Source organism: Marmoricola endophyticus, assembly GCF_014644415.1.
Classification (GTDB): domain Bacteria; phylum Actinomycetota; class Actinomycetes; order Propionibacteriales; family Nocardioidaceae; genus Marmoricola; species Marmoricola endophyticus.
Genome location: NZ_BMKQ01000001.1, coordinates 1333184 through 1347277, shown reverse-complemented (window position 1 = coordinate 1347277; position 14094 = coordinate 1333184). Strand labels below are relative to the sequence as shown.

The following is a 14094-nucleotide window of genomic DNA, read 5'->3' as shown; positions in this document are numbered from 1 at the left end:
GGAATAGACACGGCAGGGCCTCGTTGCGGGCTGGTGTGAGCGCCACGATCGAGCAGACCGACACCACCCGCGCGGGCGGTCGTCACGTCGTGCTCGCGATCCTCGCGCTGTCGGTCGGCGGCTTCGCCATCGGGACGACCGAGTTCGTGACGATGGGCCTCCTGCCGCAGATAGCGGACGGCGTCGAGGCGAGCATCCCGAAGGCCGGCCACCTGATCTCGGCGTACGCCGTCGGCGTGGTCGTCGGCGCACCGCTGCTGGCGCTGTTCGGCGCCAAGCTGCCCCGCAAGGGCCTGCTGCTGGTGCTGGCCGGCTGGCTGCTGGTCGGCAACGGTCTCAGCGCGCTCAGCGCGCACTACGGGATGCTGATGTTCGCCCGGTTCTTCGCCGGCCTGCCGCACGGCGCGTACTTCGGCGTCGCCTCGCTGGTCGCCGCATCGCTCGTCCCTGCCGAGCGCAAGGGCAGGGCCGTGTCCCAGGTGATGCTGGGGCTGGCCATCGCCAACATCGTGGGTGTCCCCGCGGCGACCTGGCTGGGTCAGAACCTCGGCTGGCGCTCGGCGTACTGGGCGGTCTCGGTGATCGCCGCGCTCACGCTCGTGCTCGTGTGGCGCTTCGTCCCGCACGTCGCGGCGGACCCGGACGCCTCCAGCCGTCGCGAGCTGCAGGCGTTCCGCCGGCCGCAGGTGTGGCTGACGGTGGTCACCGGCGCGGTCGGCTTCGGTGGGATGTTCGCGGTCTACTCCTACATCGCCCCGATCGTCACCCAGGTCGGCGGCCTCAGCGACTCCGCCGTCCCGGTCTTCCTGCTGGTCTTCGGCCTCGGCATGACCACGGGCACGTGGGTGGGCGGCATCGGTGCCGACTGGTCGGTCTTCCGGTCCCTGGTGCTCGCGATCGTCGGCACGCTCGCGCTGATGCTGATCTTCTTCGCCACCGCACGGACCGGCTGGCCGGCGATCGTGGTGCTCTACCTCATCGCCGTGGCCACCTCGGTCGTCGCGGTCAACCTGCAGCTGAGGCTGATGAGCGTGGCCGGTGAGGCGCAGACGGTCGGCGCCGCGCTGAACCACGCGGCGCTCAACCTGGCCAATGCCCTCGGTGCCTGGCTGGGCGGTCTGGTGATCGCCGCCGGGCTCGGCTACAACGCGCCCGCGCTCGTCGGTGCCGGCCTGTCGGTGCTCGGCCTGGTCGCGCTCGGCATCTCCGGCAACCTGCACGTACGCACCACACGGCGCGAGCGCGATCTCAGCGGGGTCTGATCGCCAGCGGCAGTGGTCGCCGCCCTGCGTCGGTGCGGGGGTCTCGACGTCCTCGCTCGCTGCGCTCGCCTCGGGCTCGACCACCGAGGGTCAACGGGAGTAGGACATCCCCATCCGGTCGCGGACCTCGGCGAGGGTGGCGTCGGCGACCTGGTTGGCCCGGTCGTTGCCGCGCCGCATCACCTCGTCGACGTACGACGGGTCCGCGGCGATCTCGGTGCGACGGGCCCGCAGCGGTGCGAAGTAGGTGTTCACCGCGTCGGTGACGCGCGTCTTGAGCGCGCCCCCGCCACCGTCGCCGATCTCCTCGGCCACGGTCACGGGGTCGCTGCCCTCGCACCACGCGGCGAGCTGGACGAGGTTGGAGACCTCGGGGCGGGTCGCCGGGTCGAAGGTGATGTGCCGGTCGGAGTCGGTCCTCGCCTTCTTGAGCACCTTCGCCGTCTCGTCGGCGCTCATCCGCAGCTCGACGGCGTTGCTGCGCGACTTGCTCATCTTGGTGCCGTCCAGGCCGAGGACGCTGCCGCCGGGGGAGAGGAGCGCGTCGGGCTCGGGGAAGGTGACGCCGTACCGCTCGTTGAAGCGGCGCGCGACGACGCGCGTCTGCTCGATGTGCGGCAGCTGGTCCTTGCCGACCGGGACGACGTTGCCCTTGCAGAACAGGATGTCCGCGGCCTGGTGGACGGGGTAGGTGAGCATCAGCCCGCTGATCGAGGAGATACCCGCGCTGGCCGCCTCCTCCTTGACCGTGGGGTTGCGCTGCAGCTCTGCCACCGAGACCAGGCTCAGGAAGGGCAGCAGCAGCTGGTTCAGCGCCGGCACCGCGGAGTGGGTGAAGACCGTGGAGCGCTCGTCGATCCCGGCGGCGAGGTAGTCGGTGAGCAGCTCGCGCACGCTGCCCCGGATGTCGCCACCGGTCTCGCGGTCGGTGATCACCTGGTAGTCCGCGACGATCACCCAGCAGTCGGCGCCCGAGTCCTGCAGACGCACCCGGTTGGCCAGCGAGCCGAAGTAGTGCCCGAGGTGGAGGGCCCCGGTCGGCCGGTCCCCGGTGAGCATGCGGAACTGCTCGGGGTGCGCGGCCAGCCGCTCCTCGACGGCTGCGCTGCGCTGCTCGGCGGCGCGGAACGTGGCGCTGGTGCCGGAGGTCTCAGGCTGGTCGGTCACGAGGAGCGATGCTACGCAGCGCCGCACCCAGGTCGTACGTCGGCACCGGCCGGCGGCGCCTGCGCACTACAGTGACGCGTGTGACCCTGATCGGCGTCTCCGTCCCCGTGCCCGACCCCGCCGGGCGCGCGCTGCAGGACTTCCGGGTCTCCCTCGGCGAGGACGAGGCGACCGGGATCCCGACCCACGTCACGCTCGTGCCGCCGTTGACGGTCCCGGGTCACGGGGACGACCTCGAGGAGGTCTGCGACCACCTCGACGCGGCCGCCGGGCGCCACCGCGGCTTCGACGTACGACTGCGGGGGACCGGCACGTTCCGGCCCGTCACCCCGGTGGTGTTCGTCAACCTCGTCGCCGGGATCTCCGAGTGCGAGCTGCTCGCCGCCGACGTACGACGTGGGCCCCTGGCCACCGACCTGGAGTTCCCGTACCACCCGCACGTGACGGTGGCCCACCAGGAGGACGAGGCCGCGCTGCGCCGCGCCTTCGACGAGCTCGCGGACTTCGAGGCGGCGTTCGCCGTCGGGTCGTTCTGGCTCTACACCTACGACGAGAACGGCTGGACCCCCCGGCAGGAGTTCCTGCTCGGGGGGTCCTGAGAAGCGGACCCAGCGTGTGCGTCAGTAGCCGTGCCGGATCGCCGTGCGCAGGTCTTTGTTGAGCTGGGAGATCACGTCCAGCGGGATCTCCTTGGGGCAGGCAGCGGCGCACTCACCGATGTTGGTGCAACCGCCGAAGCCCTCCTCGTCGGCCTGGGCGACCATGTTGACCACCCGGCTGTCCCGCTCGGGCTGGCCCTGGGGGAGGAGACCGAGCTGGGTCACCTTGGCGCCGACGAACAGCGAGGCCGAGCCGTTGGGGCACGAGGCGACGCACGCCCCGCACCCGATGCAGGTGGCCATGTTGAAGGCACGCGTGGCCTTGTCGTGGCCGACCGGCACCGAGTTGGCCTCGGGGGCCGAGCCGGTGTTCGCGGAGATGTAGCCACCCTGCTGGATGACGCGGTCGAAGGACGACCGGTCGACGACCAGGTCCTTGACCACGGGGAACGCCTCCGAGCGCCACGGCTCGATGGTGATGGTCTCCCCGTCGGAGAAGGACCGCATGTGCAGCTGGCACGTCGTCGTGACGTCCGGCCCGTGTGCCGAGCCGTTGATCATCAGGCTGCACATGCCGCAGATGCCCTCGCGGCAGTCGGAGTCGAACGCGATCGGCTCCTCGCCCTTGGCGTTGAGGTCCTCGTTGAGGACGTCGAGCATCTCGAGGAAGCTCATGTCCTCGGAGATCTCGGAGACCTCGTAGGTGTGGACCGCGCCCTCGGCGTCGGGGTCGGGCTGACGCCAGATCTTCAGCGTGAGGTTCACTTCTCGCCCTTCGTCACTTGTAGGACCGCTGCTTCATCTCGATAGCGGTGTAGATCAGGTCTTCCTTGTGCAGCACCGGCTGCGCGCCCTCGTTCTCGCCGCCGAACTCCCACGCCGCGACGTAGGAGAACTCGTCGTCGTGGCGCAGCGCCTCGCCCTCCTCGGTCTGCGACTCGGCACGGAAGTGCCCGCCGCAGGACTCGCGCCGGTTCAGCGCGTCGATGCACATCAGCTCGCCGAGCTCGAGGAAGTCGGCCACGCGGCCGGCCTTCTCCAGCGACTGGTTGAGCCCGTCGGCGGTGCCGAGCACCTTGAGGTTGGACCAGAAGTCGGCCTTCAGCTCGCGGATCATGTCGATCGCCTTGCGCAGGCCGTCCTCGGAGCGCTCCATCCCGCAGAACTCCCACATGATGTGGCCGAGCTCCTTGTGGTAGCTGTCCGCGGACCGCTCGCCGTTGATCGAGAGCAGCGTCTCGATCCGCTTCTCGACCGACTCGCGGGCCTCGACCACCGCCGGGTGGTCCTCGGCGATCTTCTCGAAGGGCGCGTCGGCGAGGTACTCGCGGATCGTGTTCGGCAGCACGAAGTAGCCGTCGGCCAGCCCCTGCATCAGTGCCGAGGCGCCGAGCCGGTTGGCGCCGTGGTCGGAGAAGTTCGCCTCACCGGTCACGAACAGCCCCTGGAGGTTGGACTGCAGGTCGTAGTCGACCCAGAGCCCGCCCATGACGTAGTGCACGGCGGGGTAGATCCGCATCGGGACCTCGTACGGGTTGTCGCCCGTGATCCGCTCGTACATGTCGAAGAGGTTGCCGTACTTCTCGGCGACCGCCTTCTGCCCGATCCGCTCGATGATCTCGGAGAAGTCGAGGTAGACCCCGCGCCGGAAGTCGCCGACCATCGGACCGACGCCGCGGCCCTCGTCGCACATGTACTTCGCCTGACGCGAGGCGATGTCACGGGGGACCAGGTTGCCGAACGAGGGGTAGATCCGCTCCAGGTAGTAGTCGCGGTCCTCCTCGGGGATCTCCCGCGGGTCCTTGTCGCAGTCCTCCTTGTTCTTCGGCACCCAGATCCGGCCGTCGTTGCGCAGCGACTCGCTCATCAGCGTCAGCTTCGACTGGTGGTCACCGGAGACGGGGATGCAGGTCGGGTGGATCTGCGTGTAGCAGGGGTTGGCCATGTAGGCGCCCTTGCGGTGCGCGCGCCAGGTGGCGGTGACGTTGCAGCCCATCGCGTTGGTGGACAGGAAGAAGACGTTGCCGTACCCGCCGGAGGCCAGCACGACCACGTCGGCGAGGTGGGTCTCGATCTCGCCGGTGACCATGTCGCGGGCGATGATCCCGCGGGCCCGGCCGTCGACCATGACCAGCTCGAGCATCTCGTGGCGGGTGTAGGTCGTGACCGTGCCGGCGTTCACCTGGCGCTCGAGGGCCTGGTACGCGCCGAGCAGCAGCTGCTGGCCGGTCTGCCCGCGGGCGTAGAACGTCCGCGAGACCTGCACGCCACCGAACGACCGGTTGTCCAGCAGGCCGCCGTAGTCGCGGGCGAACGGGACGCCCTGCGCGACGCACTGGTCGATGATGTTGGCCGAGACCTCGGCCAGCCGGTAGACGTTGGACTCGCGGCTGCGGTAGTCGCCGCCCTTGACCGTGTCGTAGAAGAGGCGGTACGTCGAGTCGCCGTCCTCCTTGTAGTTCTTGGCCGCGTTGATCCCGCCCTGGGCGGCGATCGAGTGCGCCCGGCGAGGAGTGTCCTGATAGCAGAACGACTTGACGTTGTAGCCGGCCTCGCCCAGCGTCGCCGCGGCCGAGCCCCCGGCGAGGCCGGTGCCGACGATGATCACGTCGAGCTTGCGGCGGTTGGCCGGGTTGACCAGCCGGTTGTCCATCTTGTGGTTGGTCCAGCGGTCCTTGATCGGACCCTTGGGCTCGCGCTCGTCGACGACGTTCTCGCCGTGGGTGTAGTACCCGTGGGCGTCGTCGGAGGTCTGGCTGCTGGGGGCGTTCTGGGGCTCGGTGCCGATGAGGTCGGATCCGGACAAGGCGATCGCTTCCTTACTTGGTGATGACGCCGACGACGGTGAAGATCGGGACCAGCGAGAAGCCGCCCGCGATGACGACGGCCAGGACCCAGCCCAGCGCCTTGGCGCGGGCGCGGGCACGAGCGGTGCCGGTGAGGCCGAGGGTCTGTGCGGCCGACCAGGTGCCGTGGTGCAGGTGCATGGCCAGCGCGGCCATCGCGACGAGGTAGATGATCGTCATCCACCACAGGTCGAAGGTGTCGACGAGGAGGTTGTACGGGTCGCCCGTCGCGCCGCCGGACGGGTTGACCTTGCCGATCGTGAAGTTCAGCAGGTGCCAGACGATGAAGACCAGCAGCGTGAGGCCGCCCCAGCGCATCGTGCGGCTGGACAGCGCGCTGTGGCCGTTCTTCTTGGCGACGTACTTGACCGGGCGGGCGTGGCTCGAGCGCCGCCACAGGGCCACCGCGGTCACCACGTGGGTGACCAGCGAGACGATCAGCACGACGCGGATCACCCAGAGCAGCCCGGCGTACGGCAGCATCGGCTCACCGAAGGTGCGCAGGTGCTCGGCGTACTCGTTGAACGCGTCGTGCCCGCCGAAGGCCTTGAGGTTGCCGTACATGTGCACGAGCACGAACAGGACGAAGATGATGCCGCTGCTCGCCATCAGGAGCTTGAGGGCGATGGTCGACCGGGTCGACTGGGGATTCCTCACCAGCGCCGGCGCGGACTTGGTCGGAGTGGCCACGGCGGACAACGTACTCCCGGAGCGAGGGCGTTCTCACCACCGGTGGGTGTGACATATTCGGAAGACGCGCAGGTCAGGGCACCCTAAGGTGCCGGGCGTGACGGATGGTCCGATGCTCCCGAGCAGTCCCTTCCTCGCCCTGCGCGAGGCCCGCGACTCCGACGCCGAGCGGTGGCTGGAGGCGGCCCGGGACCCGGTGCAGCTGTCGCTCGGGCTGCCGGCGTTCGTCGAGCCGCCCGCAGACACGGCGGCGGTCCTCGCGCGGTTCGGGGACCTCAACGCCGCCCTGGCCGAGGGACGCCCCGGGCCGCTCGTGGTCGCGGACGCCCACGACGACCGGTTCCTGGGGACGGTCTCCTGGCGCCAGGACGTACCGCCGCCGTTCGCGACCGCGGACCTGGGCTACCTGGTCCACCCGGCCGAGCGCGGCCGCGGTGTGGCCGCCGCAGCCATCGGGCTGCTCGTGGACTGGCTGACCGGACCCGACGGCCCCGGCATGGTGCGCGTCCAGCTGGACCACAGCACCGAGAACCCTGCGTCCTGCCGCGTGGCGGAGCGCGCCGGCCTCGAGCGCGAGGGCGTACGCCGCTCCTACCTGCCCCTGCGCGACCCGGCGGCGCCCGGCGGCGTACGACGCCACGACGTCTGCCTCCACGGACTGGTCACCGGAGGTTGAGCTCGACCGGCTCAGCAACCGGTGGTTGAGCTTGTCGAAGCCTCTTCGCACGTGTCGACAGCCGTGAGACCTCTCCGGGGTCGCCGCCTCAGCCCGGCACCGGCAGGTAGCGGAAGTCGGCAGGCTCGACCTCACGGGTGGCGTCGGCGTACTCGCGCATGTAGCCGGGCCAGTTGGCCACGATCCGGCCCGACTCGTCGCGGTACCAGGAGTCGCACGCGACCCAGGCGGTGCCGACGAACCGACCCTGCAGCGTGACGTCGGAGGAGCTCGCGACCTCGGGGCGCACGTCGAGGGCGGCCTTCCGCTCGCGGCCGAGGTCGAGCGCCTGACGGACGTAGCGCGCCTGGTGCTCGAGGAAGAACACGATCGAGCCGCCGGAGGTGTTCGTGTTCGGGCCGTAGAGCAGGAACAGGTTCGGGTAGCCCGGCACCGTCATGCCGAGGTGGGCGCGAGGCCCGTCCGCCCAGTCCTCGCGCAGCCGCCGGCCGCCGGAGCCGGTGACCTCCATCGGGAACATGAAGTCGGTCGTGCGGAAGCCGGTCGCGAGCGCCACCACGTCGACCTCGTGCACCCGGCCGTCCGCGGTGCGCGGACCGCGCTCGGTCATCGCGGTGACAGCGTCGCCGACCAGGGTCACGTCGGGACGCTGCAGCGCGGGCAGGTAGGAGGAGGAGAACAGCACGCGGCGGCAGCCGAAGGTGTAGTCAGGCCAGGCCGTACGTCGTACCTCCGGGTCGCGGAGCTGGCCCCGCATGAACAGCGTGGACCACGCTGCGAGCACGCGGCCCAGGGTGCGCGGGTGCCGGATCGCGGCCGTGAGGAACTCCAGGTACGCCGCGAGGAGGGCCCGGAAGACGCGGTTCAGCCCGGGGACGTGCGCGAGGAGTGCCTTGACCGGGGCGGAGTACTCCTTGCTGCGTCGCGGGAGGAACCAGTTGCCGCTGCGCTGGAACACCGTCGTGTGCGCCGCGGCCTCGGCCAGCTCGGGCACCAGCTGGGCCGCGGTGGCGCCGGTGCCGATCACCGCCACGCGGCGGCCGGTCAGGTCCAGGTCGGTGTCCCAGCGCGCGGAGTGCAGGACAGGGCCGGTGAAGTCCTCGAGTCCCTCGATGCGTGGGTACGACGGCTTGTCCAGCTGACCCGTGGCGATCAGCAGCGCGTCGGCTGTCCGCGTGGTCGTCGTGCCGTCGGGTGCCTCGGCTACCACCGTCCAGGTGCCGGTGCCCTCGTCCCACGCGCAGGAGGTCACGCGCTGGCCGGTGACCACCCGGCGGTCGACGCCGTGCGCGCGGGCGACCTCGCGCAGGTAGTCGAGGATCTCCTCCTGCGGTGAGCAGAAGCGCGACCAGCTCGCGCGCTGGTCGAAGGAGAACGAGTAGAAGTGGCTCGGCACGTCGCAGGCCGCACCCGGGTAGACGTTGTGGTACCAGGTCCCGCCGAGCTCCGCGGCGGACTCGAGCACGGTGACGTCGTCGTAGCCGTGCTCGGTGAGCTCGATGGCCGCGGCGATCCCGCCGAAGCCGGCGCCGACCACGATGACCCGTACCTGTGCGCTGGTCTCCGACACGCCCTCAACCTAGGTGATCGGTTCCAGCGGTGACCGGTTGCGGTGGGCCCCCGTCGCCCCCTGTTCCCCGGGAGAAGTGGCAACGGTCACAACCGGCTGGTAGCCCGCTCCCATGTCCTAAGGTGCCGCGCATGGACGACTCCGGCGACCGACTCGCCCTCGACGACGGCGGGGAGCACCCCACCGAGGACTGGGTCGCCGCCGCCGCGGGCGTGCTGCGCAAGGCCGGCCGGCTCGGCGAGGACGACGCCGACGACCAGGTCTGGGCGAGGCTGACCCGGCGCACCCTCGACGGTATCGAGGTCTCTCCGCTCGGGACTCCCGAGCTGGTCGCCGACCTCTCGACGCACGGTCGACCGACCCGGCACGGTGCGTGGGACGTACGAGCGCGCCTCGTCGTCGCCGACGAGGAGCAGCGCGACGCCGCTCGTGCGGCGGCGCTGGAGGACCTCGACGGCGGCGTCACCTCGCTGTGGCTGGAGCTGCCCGGGCCGACCGACCTCGCCCGACTGCTCGACGGTGTCCTGCTCGGCGTCGCGCCGGTGGTGCTCGACGCGCCGGCCTGGGCCGGCGAGGCGGCCCGGGGGCTGCTCGCCGCCGCGGCCGAGGGTGGGCTGCACCCCGACACCAACCTCGGGGCCGACCCCGTCGGCGCACGCCTGCGCGGCGCCGACGAGGCCGAGGACCAGCTGGTCGAGATCGCGACGCTCGCTGCCGACGCCGGGGTCCGTGCGGTGGTGGTGGACGCGAGCGCCGTGCACGACCTCGGTGCCTCGGACGCCCAGGAGCTCGGCTACGGCCTGGCGCTCGGGGTGGCGTACCTCCGCCGCCTGACCGGCTCGGGGTTGGACCTGGGCACGGCGCTGGGACTGCTGGAGTTCCGCTACGCCGCCACCGACGAGCAGTTCCCCACCATCGCGAAGCTGCGCGCCGCCCGTCGGGTGTGGGCCCGCGTGGTGGAGCTGTGCGACGGCCGACCCGAGGACGCCGTCCAGCGCCAGCACGTCGTCACCAGCCGGCCGATGATGGGCAAGTACGACCCGTGGGTGAACCTGCTGCGGGGCACCGTCGCCGCGTTCGCCGCCGGCGTGGGCGGAGCGGACGCGATCACGGTGCTGCCCTTCGACGCGCCGCTGGGCCGTCCGGACGCGATGTCTCGCCGGATCGCCCGCAACACCTCGGCCCTGCTGATCGAGGAGTCGCACGTGGCGGCCGTGACCGACCCGGCGGGCGGCTCGTACGCCGTCGAGCGGCTCACCGACGACCTCGCCGCGGCCGCGTGGGCCGAGCTGGACGCGATCGAGGCGGCAGGTGGCATCGAGGCGGTGCTGGACGCCGGCGACTACCTGCCCCGCCTCGAGGAGACCGTCGCCGAGCGGTCGCGCCAGGTGGCGACCCGGAAGCGTCCGCTGACCGGCATCAGCGAGTTCCCGAACCTGCACGAGGAGCTCCCCGAGCGCGACCCCGACCCGGCGGAGCGCCCCGTGCGGCGCTACGGCGCGGACTTCGAGGCGATGCGTGATGCACCGCCCTCCTCGCCGGTCTTCCTCGCCACGGTCGGGTCCGTGGCGGCCCACACCGCTCGGGCGACGTACGCCACCAACCTGCTGGCCGCCGGCGGCGTCGACGTGGTCGCCTCAGGGGCCACCGACGACGTCGACGCCGTGCTGGAGGCGTACCGCTCCCAGGACTCGCCCGCGGTGGTCTGTCTGGCCGGCGCCGACAAGACGTACGCCGAGTGGGGCGCGGACCTCGTCGCCGCGCTGCGCCGGGCCGGGGCGACCTGGGTGGTCGTGGCCGGCCGGCCGTCGGTGGGCGGGACCGACCTCGGGGTCGACGACGCGAACGCGGTCGGCGGCGATGCGCTGGCCTTCCTCACCACGATCAGGGAGCACCTTTCATGAGCATCCCCGACAGTCTCGCCGGCCAGCCGCTGGTCAGTGGCTCGCCCGCGACGGTCCCCGACCCCGAGCGTGGCGAGCCGTGGGCCTCGCCGGAGGGCATCGACGTCGAGACGTCGTACTCCGCCAGCGACCTCGAGGGCCTCGACGCGCTCGCCACGCTGCCCGGGCTGAGCCCGTTCCTGCGCGGGCCGTACCCGACGATGTACACCACCCAGCCGTGGACGGTGCGTCAGTACGCCGGCTTCTCCACCGCGGAGGAGTCCAACGCGTTCTACCGCCGCAACCTCGCAGCTGGGCAGAAGGGGCTCTCGGTCGCCTTCGACCTGCCGACCCACCGCGGCTACGACTCCGACCACCCGCGGGTGAAGGGCGACGTCGGGATGGCGGGCGTGGCGATCGACTCGATCTACGACGCGCGCCAGCTCTTCGACGGCATCCCGCTGGACCAGATGTCGGTCTCGATGACGATGAACGGCGCGGTGCTGCCGGTGATGGCGCTCTACATCGTCGCCGCCGAGGAGCAGGGGGTGAAGCCGGACCAGCTCGCGGGGACCATCCAGAACGACATCCTCAAGGAGTTCATGGTCCGCAACACCTACATCTACCCGCCGCAGCCGAGCATGCGGATCATCTCCGACATCTTCCGCTACACCGCAGAGAAGATGCCGCGCTTCAACTCCATCTCGATCTCCGGCTACCACATCCAGGAGGCCGGGGCGACGGCCGACCTGGAGCTGGCGTACACCCTCGCCGACGGCGTGGAGTACATCCGCGCGGGCCTGGACGCGGGGCTCACGATCGACAAGTTCGCGCCCCGGCTGAGCTTCTTCTGGGCGATCGGGATGAACTTCTTCATGGAGGTGGCCAAGATGCGCGCGGCCCGCGCGCTGTGGGCCCGCCTGGTCCGGCAGTTCGACCCGGAGAACCCGAAGTCGCTCTCGCTGCGCACGCACTCGCAGACCAGCGGCTGGTCGCTGACCGCCCAGGACGTCTTCAACAACGTCAACCGCACCTGCATCGAGGCGATGGCCGCGACCCAGGGGCACACCCAGTCGCTGCACACCAACGCGCTGGACGAGGCGATCGCGCTGCCCACCGACTTCTCCGCGCGGATCGCCCGCAACACCCAGCTCCTGCTGCAGCAGGAGTCGGGGACGCCCGGGATCATCGACCCGTGGGCCGGCTCGTACTACGTCGAGCGGCTCACCCACGACCTCGCCGAGCGGGCGTGGGCGCACATCACCGAGGCCGAGGAGGCCGGCGGGATGGCGAAGGCGATCGAGCAGGGCATCCCGAAGATGCGCATCGAGGAGGCCGCCGCGCGCACCCAGGCGCGGCTGGACTCCGGCGTGCAGAAGCTGATCGGCGTGAACACGTATCGACAGGCGGACAGTGACGCTAGCGACCCGCTCGAGGTGCTCAAGGTCGACAACGCCTCGGTCTACAAGCAGCAGGTGGCCAAGCTCGAGAAGCTCCGTGAGGAGCGCGACCCCGGGGCCGTCGAGCAGGCACTCGAGGCCCTGACCAACGCCGCCGACCGCAAGGACGGCAACCTGCTCGACCTCGCGGTCGACGCGGCGCGGGAGAAGGCGACGGTCGGGGAGATCTCCGACGCCCTGGAGAAGGTGTACGGACGCCACCGCGCGACCATCCGTACGATCTCCGGCGTGTACAAGTCCGAGTCGGGCAGCTCCGAGTCCCTCGACAAAGCGCTCGCCGCGACCGAGAAGTTCGCCGAGGACGAGGGCCGCAGGCCCCGCATCCTCGTGGCCAAGATGGGCCAGGACGGCCACGACCGCGGCCAGAAGGTGATCGTCTCGGCGTTCGCCGACATGGGCTTCGACGTCGACGTGGGGCCGCTGTTCTCCACGCCCGAGGAGGTCGCCCAGCAGGCGGTCGACGCGGACGTCCACATCGTCGGCGTCAACTCGCTCGCCGCGGGCCACCTGTCGCTGCTCCCCGAGCTGAAGAAGGCGCTGGCCGAGCTCGGCCGCGACGACGTGATGGTCGTGATCGGCGGCGTCATCCCGCCCGACGACGTCGAGCCGCTCAAGCAGATGGGTGCGGCCGAGGTGTTCCTGCCCGGCACGGTCATCGCCGACGCCGCCGTCCGTCTGCTGGAGCAGCTCGCCGAGCAGCTCGGGCACTGAGGGCGGCGTGTCGAGACCACTCGACGTCGCCGCACTCGTCGACGGCGTCCGCGAGGGACGGCGGGCCGACGTCTCGCGGGCGATCACGCTCGTGGAGAGCGGACGCACCGACCACCGGGGTGCGGCGCGCGAGCTCGTCGCCGAGCTCTCCTCGGTACGCCCGCCGACCACCAGCCCGACGGTGCGCGTCGGCATCTCCGGCGTCCCCGGCGTCGGGAAGTCGACCTTCATCGAGGCGCTCGGCAAGCTGCTCACCGGCTCGGGCAAGCGGCTCGGGGTCCTGGCCGTCGACCCGTCCTCGGTGCGTACGGGCGGCTCGGTGCTCGGCGACAAGACCCGGATGCCGGACCTCGCCGTGGACCCGGACGCGTACATCCGTCCGTCGCCGTCGGCCGGCACCCTCGGCGGTGTCGCCCGGGCGACGGCCCAGGCGATGATCGTGCTCGAGGCGGCCGGCTACGACGTCGTCCTCGTCGAGACGGTGGGGGTGGGGCAGTCGGAGGTCACCGTCGCCGGGATGGTCGACAGCTTCTGCTTCCTCACCCTGGCGCGGACCGGGGACCAGCTGCAGGGCATCAAGAAGGGGATCCTCGAGATCGCCGACGTGATCGCGGTCAACAAGGCCGACGGCGACCGCGCGACCGAGGCCGCCTCCGCCGCCAAGGAGCTCGCCGGAGCCCTGCGGATGGTGCAGCGGGGCGACAGCTGGGTGCCTCCGGTGCTGACCTGCTCGGCGCTGGAGGGCACCGACGTCGACACGGTCTGGGAGCGCGTGCTCGCCCACCGCGAGTCGCTGGGGGAGCAGGGGCTGGTCGACAAGCGGGCCGGGCAGCAGCTGGACTTCACCTGGGCGCTGGTGCGCGACGAGCTGGAGGACCGCCTGCGCCGCTCGCAGGCCGTGCGCTCGGTACGTGCGGAGATCCGCGAGGACGTGCTCTCGGGCGACCTGCCCGCGACGCTGGCCGCCGACCGGCTGCTGGCGGCGTACGACGAGGGCTGAGCCCGCGGCGACGTCACGGAGGTCGGTCTCGACGACCGTTCGTCGCTGGCGCTCCTCTCTGCTCGACCTGCGGTGGTTGGAGGGGTGGGCCTCGACGACCGCTCGACCTGCGGCGATTGGGGTGGTGGGCCTCGACGATCCGGGGGGATGGCGCGACCGCACGGTGGTCGAGCAGCGACCGAGGAACGAGGGAGCGGTCGTCGAGACCACGCGCGGTGGGACGCAGCGTG

General features: G+C 71.2%; 11 protein-coding genes. 6 read left to right on the top strand and 5 right to left on the bottom strand.

Features of this window, described 5'->3' with window-relative positions:
- Positions 1-35: 35 nt before the first annotated feature.
- Positions 36-1262 carry an MFS transporter gene (locus IEX42_RS06570; RefSeq protein WP_229660663.1) on the top strand — a complete coding sequence of 409 codons (1227 nt, stop codon included), beginning with the start codon at positions 36-38 and terminating at the stop codon, positions 1260-1262.
- A gap of 90 nt (positions 1263-1352) precedes the next feature.
- Here IEX42_RS06570 and trpS read toward each other — a convergent pair whose 3' ends face one another.
- Positions 1353-2456, bottom strand: a complete 1104-nt coding sequence (trpS, locus tag IEX42_RS06565; protein WP_373286184.1) for a tryptophan--tRNA ligase — start codon at positions 2454-2456, stop codon at positions 1353-1355.
- A gap of 53 nt (positions 2457-2509) precedes the next feature.
- Between trpS and IEX42_RS06560 the strand changes: the two genes are divergently transcribed.
- Complete coding sequence (locus tag IEX42_RS06560; protein ID WP_188779061.1) at positions 2510-3028, top strand: 2'-5' RNA ligase family protein; 519 nt, start codon at positions 2510-2512, stop codon at positions 3026-3028.
- A gap of 21 nt (positions 3029-3049) precedes the next feature.
- On the opposite strand, the gene IEX42_RS06555 is transcribed toward IEX42_RS06560, so the two are convergent.
- The 3 genes from IEX42_RS06555 to IEX42_RS06545 are packed head-to-tail and all read right to left on the bottom strand — an operon-like array spanning position 3050 to position 6564.
- The gene (locus IEX42_RS06555; RefSeq protein ID WP_188779060.1) at positions 3050-3793 is read right to left on the bottom strand and encodes a succinate dehydrogenase/fumarate reductase iron-sulfur subunit; all 744 of its coding nucleotides are present in this window, start codon (positions 3791-3793) and stop codon (positions 3050-3052) included.
- A gap of 13 nt (positions 3794-3806) precedes the next feature.
- A complete protein-coding gene (locus tag IEX42_RS06550) occupies positions 3807-5834 on the bottom strand; it encodes a fumarate reductase/succinate dehydrogenase flavoprotein subunit (RefSeq protein ID WP_229660661.1) in 2028 nt (675 codons plus the stop codon).
- A gap of 13 nt (positions 5835-5847) precedes the next feature.
- Complete coding sequence (locus IEX42_RS06545; protein ID WP_229660660.1) at positions 5848-6564, bottom strand: succinate dehydrogenase cytochrome b subunit; 717 nt, start codon at positions 6562-6564, stop codon at positions 5848-5850.
- A 97-nt stretch (positions 6565-6661) separates the two neighbouring features.
- On the opposite strand from IEX42_RS06545, the gene IEX42_RS06540 reads away from it, so the two are divergent.
- Complete coding sequence (locus IEX42_RS06540; RefSeq protein ID WP_188779059.1) at positions 6662-7240, top strand: GNAT family N-acetyltransferase; 579 nt, start codon at positions 6662-6664, stop codon at positions 7238-7240.
- 88 nt (positions 7241-7328) lie between these two features.
- Here IEX42_RS06540 and IEX42_RS06535 read toward each other — a convergent pair whose 3' ends face one another.
- Positions 7329-8810: a flavin-containing monooxygenase gene (locus IEX42_RS06535; protein ID WP_188779058.1), complete on the bottom strand. Its 1482-nt coding sequence runs from the start codon at positions 8808-8810 to the stop codon at positions 7329-7331.
- Between the two features lie 131 nt (positions 8811-8941).
- Here IEX42_RS06535 and IEX42_RS06530 point away from each other — a divergent pair, with 131 nt between their 5' ends.
- From IEX42_RS06530 to meaB, 3 genes are read left to right on the top strand one after another with little or no spacing between them, the layout of a single operon-like run.
- Positions 8942-10714, top strand: coding sequence for a methylmalonyl-CoA mutase family protein (locus tag IEX42_RS06530; RefSeq protein ID WP_188779057.1), 1773 nt, complete (start codon positions 8942-8944; stop codon positions 10712-10714).
- Positions 10711-12864, top strand: coding sequence for a methylmalonyl-CoA mutase (scpA, locus tag IEX42_RS06525; RefSeq protein WP_188779056.1), 2154 nt, complete (start codon positions 10711-10713; stop codon positions 12862-12864). Before IEX42_RS06530 ends, scpA begins: the two co-directional genes overlap by 4 nt.
- Positions 12865-12871: 7 nt before the next feature.
- Complete coding sequence (gene meaB, locus IEX42_RS06520) at positions 12872-13864, top strand: methylmalonyl Co-A mutase-associated GTPase MeaB (protein WP_188779055.1); 993 nt, start codon at positions 12872-12874, stop codon at positions 13862-13864.
- Positions 13865-14094 lie beyond the last annotated feature (230 nt).

Coding starts and splice junctions, on each gene's coding strand:
- scpA (WP_188779056.1), top strand. CDS start 10,711: ATGAGCATCCCCGACAGTCTCGCCGGCCAGCCGCTGGTCAGTGGCTCG.
- IEX42_RS06530 (WP_188779057.1), top strand. CDS start 8,942: ATGGACGACTCCGGCGACCGACTCGCCCTCGACGACGGCGGGGAGCAC.